The following is a 17,366-nucleotide window of genomic DNA, read 5'->3' on the forward strand; positions in this document are numbered from 1 at the left end:
CAGCCCAGCCTTACCACTCGCCATTCTTCTGTAGTTTCTTGATCTTACGCATCACAAGTTCGCGTTTGAGACGACTGATCCGGTCGATGAAAAGCACGCCGTCCAGGTGGTCTATCTCATGCTGGAGAGCCCGCGCCAAAAGCTCTGTGCCCTCCACCTCGAACCACTCGCCCTTTACATTCTGCGCCTTCACCTTCACCCACTCCGCGCGAACGACCTTCTCGCGGATCTCCGGCAGGCTGAGACAGCCCTCTTCTTCGACCTGACGGCCTTCCTGCTCGACGATCACCGGATTGATCAGCGCCAGCTTCTCTTCCGGGCGCTCCTTAAAGCTCACGTCAATCACTGTAATTCTTTTAGAAATAGCAATTTGCGGCGCGGCAAGGCCGATCCCCTGCGCGGCGTACATGCTGTCGAACATCTCGTCGACCAGCTTCGCCAGCTTTGCGTCGAACTCCGTCACCTCCGTGGCGCGCTTCGCCAACACCGGCTCCGGGTACTTCACCACCTCATGAATCTTCACAAGCCCTCTCTAAAACTTCCGAATCTGTTCCGCATATCCGTCAAAGTTCCGCTTCATCTCGCGCAGCGAGTCGCCGCCAAACTTGTCGATCACCAGCCCTGCAATCGTGAGCGCGACCATCGCCTCCGCCGCAACGCCCGCGGCCGGCACCACACAGACGTCCGAACGCTCGTATGCCGCCTTGACCGGCTCCCGCGTCGCGAAGCTGACGGAACCAAGCGGCCTCCGCAGCGTCGAGATCGGCTTCAGATACCCGCGCACAACAATGTCCTCTCCGTTGGAGATACCGCCCTCAATGCCGCCAGCGTTATTTTTCTCGCGGCTAAACCGCGTGAACTTCGGACCGCCGTCTTCCGGCTCGTTCTCGCCCTCTTCCGCGTAGGCGATCGCGTCGTGCACGGTTGAACCCATTGATTCGGCAGCGGTCACTCCCCGCCCCAGTTCGACGGCCTTCACCGCCTGGAGGCTCATCACGGCCTGCGCGAGCAAACCGTCCATGCGCTCGTCCCAGTTCACGTGGGTTCCGACGCCCGGAGGCAGTCCGTGGACCACCACCTCGAAGACACCGCCGATGGTGTCACCCGTCCGCAGAGCGCGATCCACCTCGGACTTCATTCGCGCTTCGGCTTCAGGATCCACGCAGTTCAGCAGGACCTCTTCGCGAGCGCAGGAGGCTACGATTTCGGGCCAAGCAGCATCGCGGCCAAGCTCCTGCCCGCCCACGCGCACAGTGTGGCTCGCCACCTCAATCCCTAATTCGCGCAGGAGCAACTTGGCCATCGCACCGCACGCCACGCGAGCGGCACTTTCGCGAGCACTCGCTCTTTCAAGCACATAGCGAGCATCTTTAAAGTCATACTTAAGAGAACCCGCCAAGTCGGCATGGCCCGGACGCGGAGACGCAACCGCCTTGTGCTTCGCGGCGTCTCCCTCTTCAACTGGAAGAATCTCGCCCCAGTTCTTCCAGTCGTTGTTCGCGAGCGTCATCGCGATGGGCGAGCCGATGGTCTTACCGTGGCGCACGCCGCTGAGGATGTGCGCCTTGTCGCGCTCGATCCGCATGCGACCGCCACGGCCATAGCCCTGCTGCCGCCGCCACAGCTCGCGATCGACGACCTCCTGCACTACGGGAACGCCTGCCGGCAGACCACTGACCATCGCCACAAGGCTCTCGCCGTGACTCTCTCCTGCCGTCGAAAACCTGAACTTCGAACTCACGATGAAGACCCGCTGAAATGAAGTGTGGCCTGGGCAAAATTTGCCGAAGGCCAAACTCAAATTGTAACAAGCCCAGCTCCTTCGGGAGCCTGCGCTTTACTCCTTCAGCGCAAGCACCGCTGCTGCCTCCTCCTGCTCCTTGGTGTTGACCCTCGCGTCGATCAATAGTCCGACTCCAATCGCAAACGGAATCAGTGCGCACGGTACGCCCGCAAAGACATCGCGCTCCTGAAGAATCATGGCTAGCACCGCGAAGAACAACGCAACCCCGACCGCCCCGGTCACCAGGATGATGCCGGCGCGCCGAATGCCGCCGCGCCTCCGTGCTATTCCCTCTGCCTCGCGCTCCCGCTGCATTTGTTGCATCTGCTGCATGGGAGCGCCGTTCATCGCGGCCCACATCTGGTTCTTGCTTTCAGATTCGAGAGGCGGCAGAGGCAAGCCCTTGGCCAGCGCAGCCATTCTCTCCTCATACTCAAGCTGCCGCTTGCGGACCTCCGCGACCTTCGACGCAATGACGATTCCCAATACCATGGCGCATGCCGACACCGGAACGATATAAGGGCTAGCAAGCGCCTCAGTGACATCCATCATGATCATCCACCTCCACACCAATCCATTTTGAACAACGCCCCCTAAGACTGCGTAGGCTCTGCTAAGTTTCAAACTATTCGCTGAAACTTTTCCCGATACCTGCGGTCTGACCCAACCTTGCCGACCAAACCCAATCCCGAGGCGGACTTCGAGAGCATCGTGCAGGAGCAGCAGGCGCTTGTCTTTCGTACGCTGCTCCGTCTGACCGGCTCGCACGATCGCATCGAGGATCTGGCGCAGGAGGTCTTCATGCGGCTCTATCGTGGGCTAGTTCACTTTCAGGGAGAGGCGAAGCTTTCGACCTATCTTTATCGGATCATCGTCAACGTGGCGCAGGACGAGTGGAAGAGACGGCGCAAGGATCGCGAGTACCGGTTTACCCCGGCTTCGGATCCGGATGACGATGCTCCAGCGTTTGTCGAGACCTTGCCTTCACACGGGAGGAACGCCGAGCAGGAGTATGCGCGGGAGGAGATGCTCGATGCGGTCGACCAAGGTCTACTCCTGCTCTCGGAACCCGAGCGCGCCGTACTGGTCCTTTATCATCAGGAGGAGTGTAGTTACGAGCATATCGCCCTGACGCTGAACCTGCCGATCGGAACGGTACGGACCCATCTTCATCGTGGCCGCCAAAAATTGGGCGATCATGTTCGCGCACAAACCGCACGACGAACCGCGCCGGTAGAAAGGATCGCATGAGACCTAACGAAAAAGCGGACCAACCGATGCAACACGACGCCGATCCAGCGCTCTATCCCGCGATGCTCGAAGCCCTGGAGGTGAAGCCCAACCCTGCGATTCCTGGGGACTTCGCCGCCCGCATGGCCAGGATGGCGCAGGCACAACCCGTAAAGCGTATGCAGCCCCAGACCCACTATGGTCAGGCTGCGGCGTGGATCTCACTCCTCGTGCTCGCCGTGGTGGTCGCTGTGCTGTCTCCGGCGACGACGGCTGCCAACCCGTTGAGCCCGACGCCGCTTGTTCTGCTGGAATACATCCTGATCGCGCAGATGCTGGCGCTGGCACTGTGGCTTGGCACGCGCAGCTTTCCGGGTACCCGGTAGCAGCCTCTACAATCGGAGAGGTTCAGACCGCCAGGAGGCACGTCGATGTCCACAGTCACCATCATCGGTTCCGGAGCAATCGGCTGCGCGGTAGGTTCCGCGCTGGTCGAAACCGGGAAGCATCGGGTCGTCTTTTGCGCGAATACCCCCTTCGAGAGCCTTCATGTGTCCTTCCCGGACGGAAGCGCGATCGTCTCCCCTGCCGAGGTTTCCACCACACCATCCTCGCCTGCTCCGGTGGACTGGGTGCTGCTCTGCGTGAAGGCGCAGCAGGTGCCAGCGACCGAATCCTGGCTTCGAGCGCTTGCGGGGCCCAACACCAGGGTTGCCGTGCTCCAGAACGGCGTCGAGCACTTCGACTCCGTCACGCCCATCATCGGCAATCCGGAGCGCATCCTGCCCGTCGTCGTGCAGATTCCTGCTGAGCGCACCGCGCCCGGCACAGTGATCGTCACCGGGACGCCGCACCTCGTCGTTCCCGAGGGCGACCTCGGCAGCGGACTGCAGACGCTCTTTGAGGGGTCACGCCTTCCGGTCAAGATGACCGCCGATTTTCTCAGGAGCCTGTGGGAGAAGATGTGCCTGAATGCCGCCAACGGTTCGCTGACGGCGCTCACCGAGCGGGACCAGTCCGTCATCCGCGAGCCGGAGGTCGCCGAGTTGTGCCGTCAGATCGTACGCGAATGCATGAAGGTAGGCAGGGCGGAGGGTGCGGTGCTCGACGATGGCCTGCCAGAGCGGATCGTGGTGCAGCTTGCGGGCACGCCGGGAACACCTGGAGGCGGCAACTCCATGTACTACGACCGCCTCGCGGGGCGGGAACTGGAAGCCGATGCACGCAACGGAGTGATCCCGCGCCTCGGGAAGAAGCACGGGATACCAACTCCCATCAACGCGACACTCTATGCGCTCCTGAAAAACCTAAAGCCGCGCACTACTTCTTAGGCTTCGCCGATGGAGGCAGCAGGCCGTTCAGCCGAAGGTAGCTTGCCATCTGCGAGTAGTGGTCCGATAGATCGGCCACCAACTCCGTCAGGGCGCGGGCCTTCGGCTTCTTCGTCCCGCCGAAGAAGGTGATCGGGTCGCCCATCTGCGCATCCTTCAGGCCGTCGAGCGCCTTGCCGCAGAAGTCGAACGACTCCTTCAGCGCTGCGCCCAGTTCGTCCTTGGTCGATGCTTCCGTTACCGTGACCTTGGGCGAAGCGACGTCGGCCAACATCGCGCAGACGTGGTTATTTCCACCCACGACGTGCGCCACGGTCTTGCCAAAGGTCCACTGCTCCGGCGTGGGACGGAAACCGTACTTGGCTTCAGGCATCTCCGCCGCGGCCGCCATCATGTACTTCGACTGGCTGTCGAAGATCTCTCGTGCGCTCGTGACGACGGGGTTGCCGGTCTGGCCAAAAGCGGCGGTGGTTGCAGCAAAGCCAAGCGATAGTAGGGCGATGGTCGTTTTCACTTTGTCTCCTCAGTCTTCAGATACGCCTGCGAATCGAGCAGCGGCCTCTCCATGCTCCGCACCCACTCCGTCATCTCACCGCCGCCCTTGCCTGCGGCGGTGGCCTTGCCAAACTCGGCACGCATATTCTGCATCTTCGCTTCGAGATCGTCGAGCATGCTGAGCAGCACGGCCTCGGGCGTCATGGGCAGCTTGGGCGAACCGAACTCGTACTTGCCGTGGTGGCTCAGGATCATGTGTTCGACCAGCACACGGAGCTTCTCCGGGAACGGTTGAATCTGCTGGACCTTCTCACGCAGCATCCCCTGCGCGATGGAGATGTGGCCGATCATCTGGCCTTCGACCGTGTAGGAGAACGACGACCTCCAGCTCAGCTCGCGGATCTTCCCAATGTCGTGAAGAATCGCTCCTGTGACCAGAAGCTCGGGATCGACCTCCGGATAAAACGGCGCGGTAGCCCGGCAGACGCGCACCAGGAGAAGCACATGCTCAAGCAGGCCTCCGATCCAGGCGTGATGCAGCATCTTGGCGGCGGGAGCGGTCTTGAAGGCAGGGCCGATCTCGGGGTCGTCGAGGAAAGCAAGGACAAGGCGCGTGAGATCGGGATTCGTGAAGCTTGTTACGTAGCCGCGCAACTCGGCGAACATCTCCTCGATGTCGTACTTGGTCGTGGGCACAAAGTCGGCCGTATCGACTTCGCTCTCGGCGGCATGTCGCATCTTGGTCAGCGTGATCTGGTACTTGCCCTGATACTTCGTGACCTGTCCCTGCACCTTGACGTAGCAACCCTCGGCGCAGTTCGCGATGGCTTCGGCGAAGTCGTCCCACATGCGCGCTTCGAACGAGCCGGTCTTGTCCGCTAGGGTCATCGCCAGGTACTGGCCGCCGGTCTTCTTGTCCCGCACCTGCACCGAGGCCAGCGCGAAGTAGGTGGTGACGACGACGTTCTCGAACTTAACGGCATCCGCTATAAAAAAGTCTTTCATCGCTACCAAGAATACCCGCTTCCCGGCAAAGGAAAAGGGCGTGTGAGCCGAAGCCCGCACGCCCTTCCGGTTGAGTGGATCGTTCCTTAGTTCTGCGGCGTTGCCGGAGGAGCAGGCGCCGGAGCGGATGCGGGAGCAGGGGCAGGGGCAGGAGCAGGAGCACCGCCAATGGGCGTCTTACTCAGGTCGTTCGAGGTCCCTGGACCAGTCGGATTTGCGAACTTATCCGTCTTCGGCTCGGGAGCCTTCTCCTGCAGACGCTCCTTCGGATCGCCCTTCTTGCGCTTCTTCTTTTTCTTCGTCGTATCGCCGCTCAGACCGAGAGCCGTCGACTGCGTCTGCTTGGTCGCCTTCTCCTCGGCGGTCATCGACACGGGGGTCGCAATCGCCTTCTCGTTGGCCTTCGCGACCTTCACCTTCGTCTTGCGCAGCTTCACCTCAGGCGCACGCGAGGAGTAGCGGGTCTTCTTGACGGGAGCCGCCACCGGAGCCAGCGGATCGTCTACGTTGACGCCTGCGTTGACCGGAGCCGTCTGGCTGCCGAGGGCAGGTAGACCGCCCACCGCATTGCCCGGACCTGCTGCCGGAATCTGCGCCGCTGCCGCCGTCTCATCCGGACCGGCCGGAAGAGCATTACGCGGAGCCTGGCCAAACCGAACCTTCTCGCGACGAATCCGCTTCGTCTTCGTTTCCTTCTTGCTGACAGGCTGTGCGCGACGGGCGGACGTCTTCTCCGGAACGGACACCGTGGATGCCGGCGTTGCGGCGGCTGTCTCAGCGGGAGCGTTCGTACCGGCAAGTGCGGTCGGAGTGGTTGCCGCAGCGGCAACGGGTGCGGGACGTGTTGCCGGCGCTGCGGAGCCGTCGCTATCGCTCTTGTTCACGCCAACGGCAGCCCGGCGGAACTCGCCCTCGTAGCGCGACTTCGACTGGTTCTTCTTCTTCTTCACCGGTGGCGGAGCATAGGCGGAGAAGATCGGCTTGGTCTGCTTCGGGCTTGCACCGGAGTCGATGTAACCGGGACGGATGTCAACATACGCTTCTTCACGCAGCTTTGTCAGATAAGCGCGGAGCGCGGGGCCCATCTGCTCCTGGTAGATTGCATTCTGCAGTTCGTTCTCCACGGACTTCATCGGAGGAACGCCGGCCTGCTGGTGCTCCAGCACCTTCAGGATCACAAATCCCTGGCGCGTACGAATCGGCGCCGACAGACCGCCAACCGGCAGCGGGAACGTTGCATCCTCGAGCACCTTGCCCAGCGTGCCCGGCTTATACATGCCAAGCTCGCCGCCCTGCTGTGCGGCCGGACCGGTCGAATACTGCTTGGCCATATCCTCAAACTTCGCACCGGCCTTCAGCTTCGCGGAAACATCGTTCGCGGTGGCCTGCGCCTCGGCGATTTGAGCTTCGGTCGGGTTGGCGGGAGTCGCGATCAGTATCTCGGCAAGACGAACCTGCTCCGGCTGCACGAACTCCTGTTTATGCGCATCGTAGTAGGCCGTCTCCTGCGCCTGAGTCATCTGGCCGATACGGCGGCCGACTTCGTCACGCACAACCTGCTGCGTGATCACGTTCGTCTTGATGCCAGCCTTGAAATCTTCAAACGACACGCCCTGCGAGCGTGCTGCCTTTTCGAGATCTTCCATCGTCTCGAAGTGGTTCTGCTTACGGATCTCGTCGAGCCGGCGAATGACCTCGGCATCGGCGTTGATACCGAGTTCCTTGCCCTTGGAGAGCAGCAACTGCTGGTCGATCATGTCGCGCAGCATGTTCTTTTCGCGATCGGCAGCCTCCGCCGGGGTCGCATGCGCCTGCTCAATCTCCTGCTGGAGCTGCTGCTGCGCGCGAATCACGTCGCTCTGACTGATGATCTGGTCGTTCACCCGGACCACGACATCTTCCACCACGACACCGTTCGGCGTAACTGCTGCCGGCACAGGAAGCGTTGGCTTCGCGGGGGCAGACGGAGCCATGATGGGGCTCTGATACCGCGGAGGGGCCTGCGCCCACACCGGAACCGCACACACACAGGCCACCGCGCCGCTCAGCAGAGCCGAACGCATAAGACGATTCATCGAAGTTCCTTCATTCATCCAGAAAACCCTTTTAGCCTGTCGCAGACAGGCACAACCCGCACCGATGCCGAGGCTTCCCTCTTAAGACGAAGCCGCTGAGAAATGGTGTCAACCTATTCTAAGGCCGAATCGCCTCGAAAGCCGAACTGGACCTCCGAACCCCGGGTGCAGTGGCCTAAACCCTGCGTTGCGCTCACCTCCGGGTGTATACTCCGTCCAACGCAGGACTGTCTTTAACCGTAGCGAAACGCTTTTCTAGCGCAGTTTTCGAGGACACACCGCCGATGGCTCCACGCACCCGCCGCGCACTCTTTTCCGTTACCGTCTTCCTCGCTACGTGCGGTGTTCTCGGCTCGATCATCAGCCAGAAGGTCGCTGCGCAGTCCGCGTCCGATGAGTCCACACTCCGCGACTCGCTCCACCAGTTCACCAATGTCTACTCCATCGTCGAGCAGAACTACGCGGATCAGTTGAACGCCGATCGCACCGACAAGGTCATCTACGATGGCGCAATCCCGGGCATGCTCCATGTTCTCGACCCGCACTCCAACTTCTACGATCCAAAGGCCTTCGCACAGATGCGCGAAGATCAGCATGGGCGCTACTACGGCGTCGGCATGTCCATCCAGCCGCAGCCGGACAAGCCTGCGGACGGCGACAAGCCCGCGACGACCAAGATCGTCGTCATGGCTCCTTTTGAGGGCACCCCGAGCTACAAGGCCGGCATCCGCCCGGGCGACACCATCATCTCGGTAGACGGCAAGTCGTGCGAGAACCTCGACTCCGCAGCGGTCGCCGCCATGCTCAAGGGACCCCGCGGATCGCACGTGACGGTCACGATGTACCGCGAAGGCCAGCCCAAGAACCTCGTATTCGACCTCGTCCGCGACGAGATCCCGCAGCCTTCGGTCGATTTGGCCTTTGAGCCGAAGCCGGGTGTCGGTTACATCCACGTCAAGCAGTTTATGGAGACCACCAGCCGCGAAGTCGGCGATGCGCTCGACAAGTTCGAGGGCATGGGACCGTTGACCGGGCTTGTCATCGACCTGCGCGGCAACCCCGGCGGACTCCTCAACGAAGCCGTCAACATGAGCGACAAGTTCCTAAAGAAGGGGCAGATCGTCGTCTCGCAGAAGGGCCGGGCCTTCCCCGACCAGGTCTACCGCGCCTCGCGCGGATCGGACGAGAAGTACCCCATCGTCGTGCTAGTGAATCGCAACACCGCTTCGGCGGCGGAGATCGTCTCGGGTGCTTTGCAGGATCACGATCGCGCCTTAATCGTCGGTGAAACCACCTTCGGCAAAGGACTTGTACAGACCGTTTTCACGATCAGCGAGAACTCCGGTCTGGCGCTGACGACCTACCACTACTACACTCCCTCCGGTCGCCTGATTCAGCGTTCATACGACCACATGAGCCTCTACGACTACTATGTCGTCCGCGATGGGCGCGACCAGAAGGACAAGTCGAACCTCGAAGTGAAGCTCACCGACCATGGACGCACCGTCTACGGTGGAGGAGGCATTACGCCCGACGAGAAGATCGATCAGGTGAAGGCGAACTCCTTCCAGAACGGCCTTCTCTTCCACTACGCCTTCTTCGACTTCGCCCGTTTCTATCTCTCAAACCGGTCTATCCCCAAGGATTTTGTGGTGGATGACTCCGTGCTGCAGAGCTTCAAGGGCTTCCTCAAGACGAGCAAGATCGACTACACCGACGCCGAGATTTCCGCAAACCTCGACTGGGTGAAGGAGAGCATCAAGAGCGATCTCTTTACGACGCAGTTTGGCCAGCTTGAAGGTCTTAAGGTTCGCGCCGAGTGGGATCCGCAGATCAACAAAGCGATGACCTTCCTGCCTGAGGCACGCGCGCTCGAAGACAGCAACGAGTCCACACAGAAGCCCCTGACCACCGCACGCCGGTAACGTCCACACCCCTGCCGGTGTTTGGCTTCCCCCGTCGGGTGGAGTCGGCACCGGCAGAGTCGTCTTTGGCCGTCGTCGTCTCTGATCTGGAACGAAACCCGTCTTCTCACATCGAATCCAATATGACTTCTTCCGCTTCAGGTACCGTTCAGTTCGGCTTCACCAATACGTATGCGCGCTTGCCCATGCGCTTTTATGCGAGGGTGAATCCAACCCACGTCGCGAAGCCTCGCCTGATCAAGGTGAACGTCGCTCTTGCGGAGCACCTCGGGATCGACCCGCAGCAGCTAGCCAGCGAGGAGGGTGTTGCGATCCTCGCCGGCAACCGCGTTGCGGACGGCTCCGAGCCCCTGGCAATTGCGTATGCGGGGCACCAGTTCGGCCACTTTGTTCCCCAGCTCGGAGACGGACGCGCGAACCTGCTGGGAGAGGTTAAAGGCTACGACATTCAACTCAAGGGGTCGGGCCCCACGCCCTTCTCACGGCGCGGTGACGGCCGTGCCGCCCTCGGTCCCGTTCTGCGAGAGTATGTCCTGAGCGAGGCAATGGCGGCTCTCGGTGTGCCCACCACGCGGGCTCTCGCCGCAGTCACAACCGGGGAGCAGGTCTTCCGCGAAGCTGCCCTGCCTGGTGCTGTGTTTACGCGCGTCGCCGCCAGTCATCTCCGTGTGGGTACATTCCAGTACTTCGCCGCGCTCGGGGATACGGAGGGCCTCTCCAAGCTCGCGGACTATGCGATCGCACGGCACTATCCCGAGGTTGTAGGGACGAAGAAACCTTATCGCGGCCTTCTGGATGGTGTGATCGCACGGCACGCCGCGCTGGTCGCGCAGTGGATGTTGCTGGGCTTTATCCATGGCGTGATGAATACTGACAACACCTCCATCTCGGGCGAGACGCTGGACTACGGCCCGTGCGCTTTTATGGAAGCGTACGAGCCGCGCAAGGTCTTCAGTTCCATCGACCGCCAGGGTCGCTATGCCTACAGCAACCAGCCCCATGCGGCGCACTGGAACCTGACCCGTCTGGCGGAGGCGATGCTCCCAATCCTCGCGCAGGAGGAAGGAAGCGACGAGGGTGCGCTGGCCTCGGCCAACGATGCCCTTTCAACCTTTGAGGCAAAGTATGAAGGAGCGCGCAACGCCGGGTTGCGCAGTAAGATTGGGCTGGCGGCTGAGCGCGAAGGAGACGACCGGCTGACGGAAGATCTTCTCGAGCGTATGGCAGCCAATCATGCGGACTTCACGCTGACCTTCCGCAGGCTCGCCGACAACCAGGGCCCGCGCGAGTTGTTCGCCGACCCTGCTGCGTATGACGAATGGGCGATTGCCTGGGAAAAAAGACTGGAGTTTGAGACCGTATCGGCAGAGGACCGCCGGGCAGCAATGCGGCAGGTCAATCCGGCGTTCATTCCGCGCAATCATCGCGTGGAAGAGATGATCGACTTCGCTGTGGAGCGCGGGGACTTCCAGCCGTTTGAGCAGTTGCTGGCGGTCGTCACACAACCGTACGAGGATCAGGTTGGCAGGGAGAGGTACTCGACCCCGGCACGCCCGGAAGAGCGCGTCCTGCAGACCTTCTGCGGAACCTGATGCGCATGTAGCTGGGGAGACCGACAAACAACGCGATCTCCGATAGAGTGTGTTGACCACACATCAGGAGGTCGCTGCATCAACGCGCCCAGCTTCCCCCATCGGCTCGACTACGAAGGTACCTACCACTCCATCTGTCTCCGCTGTCTCGCCACGGTAGCCAAGTCAAAGATAGAAGCCGATCTCGCGGAACCGGAGATGAAGCACGTCTGTGAACCTTTCAGCTTGAATGGCTACACACGGTTCTTGAAGCCCGAGGGAGCGAAGGACATGGAATAAAAAAACGGACCCCCTGCGCTCGCGGGGGCCCGCCTCAAGCCTCCGCGAGAGATGGTACGGAGGGAGCTTGTTTGCCTTCGAAGAAGGCGTAGAGCACCGGCAGCAGGAGCAGCGTGAGCGCAGTGGAGCTCAGCAGACCGCCGATGACCACAATGGCGAGTGGGCGTTGAATCTCCGAGCCCGGACCGGTGGCGAAGAGGAAAGGCACCAGGCCAATGGCCGCTACGGTGGCCGTCATCATGACAGGGCGGAAGCGGAGCCGTGTGCCTTCACGCACAGCCTCTTCCTGGCTGTGTCCCTCATCGCGCAGCTTGCGGATGTACGAAACGAGCACGACGCCGTTGAGCACAGCGATTCCCCATAGCGCGATGAAGCCAACCGACGCCGGCACCGAGAGATACTCGCCCGTGAAGAACAGCCCAAGGATGCCGCCGATCGATGCGAGCGGAAGCACCATGATGATGAGCGCGGCGAAACGCACCGATTGGAAGAGGACAAAGAGCAGGAAGAAGATCGCCGCGATCGTGATGGGGACGATGATCGTGAGGTGGTGGAGCGCGCGCTCCATGTTGTGGAACTGGCCTCCCCACTCGATGTAGTAACCGCCCGGAAGATGAACGTTGCCATCCACCTTCTCCTGCAACTCCTTCACATAGCCGCCGAGGTCGCGGTTCTGCACGTTCACACCGACGACGATGCGTCGCTTGCCCATGCTGCGATTGATGAGAGCCGGACCTTCGACGACCTTGACGCTCGCAAGATCCTTCAGCGCGATGCGCGGCCCATCGGGCGAGCTGATCTGAAGCTCACGGATGTCTTCGACCGAGTCACGCAACGTCTGCGGAAGACGCACCACACCGGCAAAGCGGCGTTCCCCCTCGTAGATGTCGGTGGCGGACTTGCCCGCGATGGCAGTCTCGATGACGACATTGACGTCCGCTGCGTTGAGTCCGTACCGAGCGATGGCATCGCGGTCGATCTGGATGGTGAGGTACTGCTGACCGCCGACACGATCGACCCGCGTATCCTGCGTGCCCTGGATCGAAGACGCCACCTTGGCGATCTCATTGGCCTTGCCGACAAGGATGTCGAGGTCATCGCCATAGAGCATCACGGCGACGTCGGCACGAACACCCGAGACCATCTCGTCGACGCGGTCGCTGATGGGTTGCGACATCACAAGGTTGATGCCGGGCAGCGAGGCGAGGCGATTGCGGATCTGCTCCGCGATATGGTCCTGCGTCATACCGTGCGGACGCTCTTCGGGTGGCATCAGTGACGCGAGTACATCGGCCTCGTTCGGACCGGCTGGGTCGGCTGGCGATTCGCCTCGGCCAACGCGGGAGACGACGCTCTCGACGCCATGCACCTGCAGCATCAGCCGCTGCATCTCCTTCTCCATCTTCAGCGATTCATCGAGCGAAATATTGGGAACGCGGTCGGCGTTGGGCGAGAGCGTGCCCTCCTGCATCTCGGGGATAAAGGACGTCCCGAGCAGGGGCACAAGCGACAGCGCACCGACGAAGAGGACGATGACACCCAGCACCATCGCAATCCGGTGCGCCAAAGCCCAGCGCAGCAGCACGTTGTAAGGCTTGCGCAGCATGCGGACGAGCCATGTGTCCTCTTCCGAGCCACCCTTCAGGAGATACGACGACAGCACAGGAGACAGCGTGAGCGAAAGCACCAGCGAGATGGCCAGGGCGATGGCGATGGTGTAGGCAAGCGGTGCGAACATCTTGCCTTCCATCCCCTCCATCGTCATAAGCGGGAGAAACACCAGGATGATGATGGTGACCCCAAAGACAGTCGGCGTCGCAACCTCTTTCACAGCGGAGAGCACAATCTCGAGCTTGCTCTTCTCGTCGACATCTCCATGGGCGGCATGGCGTGCGTGACTGAGCTGCGCGAAGACGTTCTCGACAACGACAACCGATCCATCGACCATGAGCCCGATGGCGATCGCAAGGCCACCGAGAGACATCAGGTTCGCCGATAGGCCGATGTGATTCATCACCAGAAACGTAAGCAACGGCGTGAGAATGAGGTTGGCACTGACGATGAAGCTCGAACGCAGATCACCCAAAAAGAGGAACAGGATGATCACAACAAAAACTACCCCTTCGGCCAGCACCTCGGTGACGGTATGGATCGCAGCGTCGACCAGTTGCGAGCGATCATAGTACGGCACAATCTCAATCCCGCCGGGGATCATGTGCTTGCGGTTGATCTCGGCAACGCGTTCCTTCACGCGGCTGACAATCTCCTTGGCGTTGCCTCCGCTGGTCATCAGCACGACGCCGCCCACCTCTTCGGTGTAGCCGTTCTTGATCATCGCTCCATAGCGAACCTCCGTGCCGATACGGACCTCGGCAACGTCGCGCACATAGACGGGCGTGCCGCTCTTCTCCTTGAGCACGATGTTGCGAATGTCGTCCAGGTCACGGATCAGACCGACGCTCCGGATGAGGTACTGCTCGGCATGCTGCGGCAGCACACCGCCGCCGGCATTCGCATTGTTCCGCGAAAGCGCGGTGCGGACATCGTTGATGGTGAGGTTGTAATAATGCAGCTTCTGCGGATCGACCAGCGTCTCGTACTGCTTGACGAAGCCTCCGGTGGAATTGATCTCCGCGACACCGGGAATGGAGCGCAGCAGAGGACGAACGACCCAGTCTTCAAGCGTCCTTCGCTGGATCAGTTCGTCGTGCGTCAGGGCGTGCTTGGAGGCTCCTTCACCCGGCATCTCCAGCGTGTATTGATAGACCTCGCCCAGCGCATTGGTGATGGGGCCAAGGATAGGCGTGACGCCCTCGGGCATGCGGTCGCGCAGTTCGGCCAAACGCTCGGAGACCATCTGGCGTTCGCGGTACAGATCGCTGCCGTCGGCAAAGACCAGCGTGATCAGCGAGAGCCCGGGCTTATTGAGCGAACGCATGTCGGTCATGCCCGAAAGACCGGTCATGGCGATCTCGATGGGGATGGTGACGAAGCGCTCGACCTCTTCAGGCGACTTGCCCTCCGCCTCCGTGGCAATCTGCACCTGCACGTTCGCAACATCGGGAAAGGCGTCGACCGAAAGGTTCTGGGCCGCGTTTATCCCCAGTCCGACGAAAGCCAGCGCAATGACGACGAGAATGAGGCGCTGCTTCAGCGCGCCGGCAATGATGGAAGCGAGCATTACTCGCCTCCCTTGACCGCGTTTTGCTTGCGCTGATTGTTCAGATGGAAGGCGCCTTCGGTGACGATCTTTTCACCTTCAGCAACGCCACTAAGCACGACGCGGCGATCATTCTCTTCCTCGCCCAGCGTAACACTCCGCAGGATGTACTTCTGTTCGGCAGCCTGGACGAAGACATAGTCCTGGTTATCCTCGCGCACGACCGCGGCATTCGGCACGGTCAGCTTGCGTTCGGTGTGGCCCGTCAGGGTCATGCTGGCGAGTTCGTCTGGCTTGAGTAAACCGCGCTGGTTGGCAAGGTCCATGCGCACCTCGACCGTCCGCGTCGCGGGATCGACGATGGGCGAGACAAAGCTCAGGCGACCGGTGATCTTCTCCTGGGGCAGCGCAGGAATCCGCACCTCGACCTGCATCCCGCTCTTCAGATGACCGGCATCCTCTTCCGGCACATTGGCGACGATCCAGACACTCGACAGGTCGGCGATGGTGAACGCCGGATCGGCGGGCTGGACCACCTGCCCAATCGTGATGTCGCGCTTCAGCACGGTGCCTCCCCTGGGCGTCACGATGGGATAGTCGGCGCTGAGCTTGCGTGTGGTCTCGAGCTGGTGGATTTGGCCTTCGGTCATGCCGAGTCCATGGAGTTGCGTGCGGTATGACGCGGCCTCGGTACTCGCCTGCAGCAGTTCGGCCTCGCGGCGTTCAAGCTCAGCGCGGCCGATGACGTCCGCTTTAACAAGCTGCTCGGCGCGGTGGACACCGGCGGCGGCGAGCGTCTGCTGCGAGGCGGCCTTGATCAGCGCAAACTGGGTATCGGAAAGATCCGTGCTGTGAAGCATGGCAAGCGTAGTCCCGGGGCGCACGCTCTGGCCTTCAAAAGCAAGCAGACGAAGGATCCGGCCTTTCACCGGAGAGCCGACATGCGCGATGCGGCGCGCATCAGTCTCGACGTGCGCCGCCACCTGCAGGTTGCCGACGACATCCTGCATCTCAGGCGTCCCGAACTTCAGATTCTCAGCGAGCGCCGGAGTAACCGCGACCTCATTGGGATTGCTCTTTTCGGCAGCAATGGCGGCCTTGGGCTTCTCCTTGCATCCGCCCGTCACGAGCAGAGGGAGAACGAGGAAGGCGGAGAGAATCGCGGGGAGGCGGTGGGTCGTGATCAAGGCTTTACTCCGGGCGCAACCGCGCCAAGTTCTTCCAGGTCGACGAGAGCCGACTGGCGTGCAAATTGCGCTTCGAGCAGGTCGCCGCGAACGCTCTGCAGCACGCGTTGCGCGTCCAGCACCTCGACGATGCCGCGTTCTCCGAAGCGGTAAGCGGCCTTGGCGGCATCGACCGCGCTCTCGGCCGCGCGCAACGGGGCAGACTCGAGCGCAGTGGCTTGCTGGTCGGCGAGTTGATATTGCTCGTACGAACGTTCAAGCGCAGCGACAAGCTCGAGGCGGCGCTGATTCAGGACCGAGGTCGTCTGCGAGATCGTTGCCTTGGCCTCATCGATCTGGCCCCGGCGGCGGTCCCACAGGGGAATTGGCACGGTAATGCCTGCTCGCCAGAAGCGCAGGTCGGGCTGGTTTTCGAACTCGGCGAACGCCGTCGGCTGCGGGATACGGAGAGCGCGCTCGCGCTCCAGCGACGCACGGGAGACCTCGATGTCGGTTTCGGACTGGCCGATGGCCGGGTGTGCGCGGAGTACCGCATCCCTCACCTCGGCGATCGGGACGAGCGTGATCCGCGGTTCAAATTCCCCTCGCGGATCGAGGTTCGCGTCGGGGGGTGCGGCAATGGCCAGACGCAACGCCGCGATGGACTTGGCGTACTCAAGCTGGGCGCTTTGCACGGCGAAGCTGGCGCGCGCTGCCTCGGCCTCCGCGCGGGTAAGTTCCAGTCGGCCCTTCTCGCCGACTTCAACCTCAACCTTCACGCGACGGAGCAGATCTTCGACCAGTTGGAGGTTCTCCCTGGCGTGGCCGATCTCCTCGCGGCGATGGAGCGTGTCGTAAAAAGCATGTTTGGCCTCGGCGATAACCGAGAGGGCCACCCCGCGCTGGCCAAGAGCCTTGCTTGCAATGGCGAGGTCCGCGGCACGCTGCCGTGCCCTTCGTTCGGACGGGATTTCAATCGGCTGGTATGCGGCATAGTGCTGGAGGAGACCCGGAACGCCGGGTGTCGCGATGGGACGTGCCGACTGTTTGCCCTGAAAAACTTCAAGCGAAGGATTGGTATAAGCCCGTGCTGCACGTGCTGCGCCCTTCGCCTTCAGCGTATCGGCCTCCGCTCCCTGCAGGAGTGGGCTGTTGCGCTCGGCCAGGGTAATGGCGTCGTCCAGGGTCAGGATGACTGGTGCGGCAGACTGCGCAACAAGGGGCCGATCCTGCGGCAGTGCCAGCAGAAGAATCGGAACGAGAGATAAGCGTCGAAGCGTCACGCTTTGACTAAGGCAATTCGAGCGCCAAAGCAAAACGCTGCA

General features: G+C 61.6%; 14 protein-coding genes. 5 read left to right on the forward strand and 9 right to left on the reverse strand.

The window, feature by feature from the left end; translation table 11 throughout:
* Positions 1-10: 10 nt before the first annotated feature.
* From def to BM400_RS15675, 3 genes are all read right to left on the reverse strand, one after another.
* Positions 11-523, reverse strand: a complete 513-nt coding sequence (gene def, locus BM400_RS15665; protein WP_089840472.1) for a peptide deformylase — start codon at positions 521-523, stop codon at positions 11-13.
* Between the two features lie 9 nt (positions 524-532).
* The gene (gene aroC, locus BM400_RS15670) at positions 533-1,741 is read right to left on the reverse strand and encodes a chorismate synthase (RefSeq protein WP_089842018.1); all 1,209 of its coding nucleotides are present in this window, start codon (positions 1,739-1,741) and stop codon (positions 533-535) included.
* A 96-nt stretch (positions 1,742-1,837) separates the two neighbouring features.
* Positions 1,838-2,335, reverse strand: coding sequence for a hypothetical protein (locus BM400_RS15675; RefSeq protein WP_141223961.1), 498 nt, complete (start codon positions 2,333-2,335; stop codon positions 1,838-1,840).
* Positions 2,336-2,494: 159 nt separating this feature from the next.
* On the opposite strand from BM400_RS15675, the gene BM400_RS15680 reads away from it, so the two are divergent.
* From BM400_RS15680 to BM400_RS15690, 3 genes are read left to right on the forward strand one after another with little or no spacing between them, the layout of a single operon-like run.
* Positions 2,495-3,034, forward strand: a complete 540-nt coding sequence (locus BM400_RS15680) for an RNA polymerase sigma factor (protein WP_245781898.1) — start codon at positions 2,495-2,497, stop codon at positions 3,032-3,034.
* Positions 3,031-3,399: a hypothetical protein gene (locus BM400_RS15685; RefSeq protein WP_141223962.1), complete on the forward strand. Its 369-nt coding sequence runs from the start codon at positions 3,031-3,033 to the stop codon at positions 3,397-3,399. The genes BM400_RS15680 and BM400_RS15685 overlap by 4 nt, the downstream gene beginning before the upstream one ends.
* A gap of 45 nt (positions 3,400-3,444) precedes the next feature.
* A complete protein-coding gene (locus BM400_RS15690; RefSeq protein WP_089840481.1) occupies positions 3,445-4,344 on the forward strand; it encodes a 2-dehydropantoate 2-reductase in 900 nt (299 codons plus the stop codon).
* On the opposite strand, the gene BM400_RS15695 is transcribed toward BM400_RS15690, so the two are convergent.
* From BM400_RS15695 to BM400_RS15705, 3 genes are all read right to left on the reverse strand, one after another.
* Positions 4,334-4,858, reverse strand: coding sequence for a DinB family protein (locus BM400_RS15695; protein ID WP_089840483.1), 525 nt, complete (start codon positions 4,856-4,858; stop codon positions 4,334-4,336). The genes BM400_RS15690 and BM400_RS15695 overlap by 11 nt on opposite strands.
* On the reverse strand, positions 4,855-5,844 hold the full coding sequence (locus BM400_RS15700; RefSeq protein ID WP_089840485.1) for a 3'-5' exoribonuclease YhaM family protein: 990 nt from the start codon (positions 5,842-5,844) through the stop codon (positions 4,855-4,857). Before BM400_RS15700 ends, BM400_RS15695 begins: the two co-directional genes overlap by 4 nt.
* Before the next feature lie 86 nt (positions 5,845-5,930).
* On the reverse strand, positions 5,931-7,919 hold the full coding sequence (locus tag BM400_RS15705) for a peptidylprolyl isomerase (RefSeq protein ID WP_245781899.1): 1,989 nt from the start codon (positions 7,917-7,919) through the stop codon (positions 5,931-5,933).
* Positions 7,920-8,203: 284 nt separating this feature from the next.
* Between BM400_RS15705 and BM400_RS15710 the strand changes: the two genes are divergently transcribed.
* Complete coding sequence (locus BM400_RS15710; protein ID WP_089840489.1) at positions 8,204-9,844, forward strand: S41 family peptidase; 1,641 nt, start codon at positions 8,204-8,206, stop codon at positions 9,842-9,844.
* A gap of 122 nt (positions 9,845-9,966) precedes the next feature.
* Positions 9,967-11,436, forward strand: coding sequence for a protein adenylyltransferase SelO (locus tag BM400_RS15715; protein WP_089840491.1), 1,470 nt, complete (start codon positions 9,967-9,969; stop codon positions 11,434-11,436).
* Between the two features lie 313 nt (positions 11,437-11,749).
* Here the strand turns inward: BM400_RS15715 and BM400_RS15720 are convergent, their stop codons facing one another.
* From BM400_RS15720 to BM400_RS15730, 3 genes are read right to left on the reverse strand one after another with little or no spacing between them, the layout of a single operon-like run.
* A complete protein-coding gene (locus tag BM400_RS15720) occupies positions 11,750-14,896 on the reverse strand; it encodes an efflux RND transporter permease subunit (RefSeq protein ID WP_089840493.1) in 3,147 nt (1,048 codons plus the stop codon).
* Positions 14,896-16,062 (reverse strand): efflux RND transporter periplasmic adaptor subunit, encoded by a 1,167-nt coding sequence (locus BM400_RS15725; protein WP_089840495.1) that lies wholly within the window; start codon positions 16,060-16,062, stop codon positions 14,896-14,898. Before BM400_RS15725 ends, BM400_RS15720 begins: the two co-directional genes overlap by 1 nt.
* On the reverse strand, positions 16,059-17,324 hold the full coding sequence (locus BM400_RS15730; RefSeq protein ID WP_245781900.1) for a TolC family protein: 1,266 nt from the start codon (positions 17,322-17,324) through the stop codon (positions 16,059-16,061). The genes BM400_RS15725 and BM400_RS15730 overlap by 4 nt, the downstream gene beginning before the upstream one ends.
* Positions 17,325-17,366 lie beyond the last annotated feature (42 nt).

The organism is Granulicella pectinivorans (genome assembly GCF_900114625.1).
In the GTDB taxonomy this organism is placed as follows: domain Bacteria; phylum Acidobacteriota; class Terriglobia; order Terriglobales; family Acidobacteriaceae; genus Edaphobacter; species Edaphobacter pectinivorans.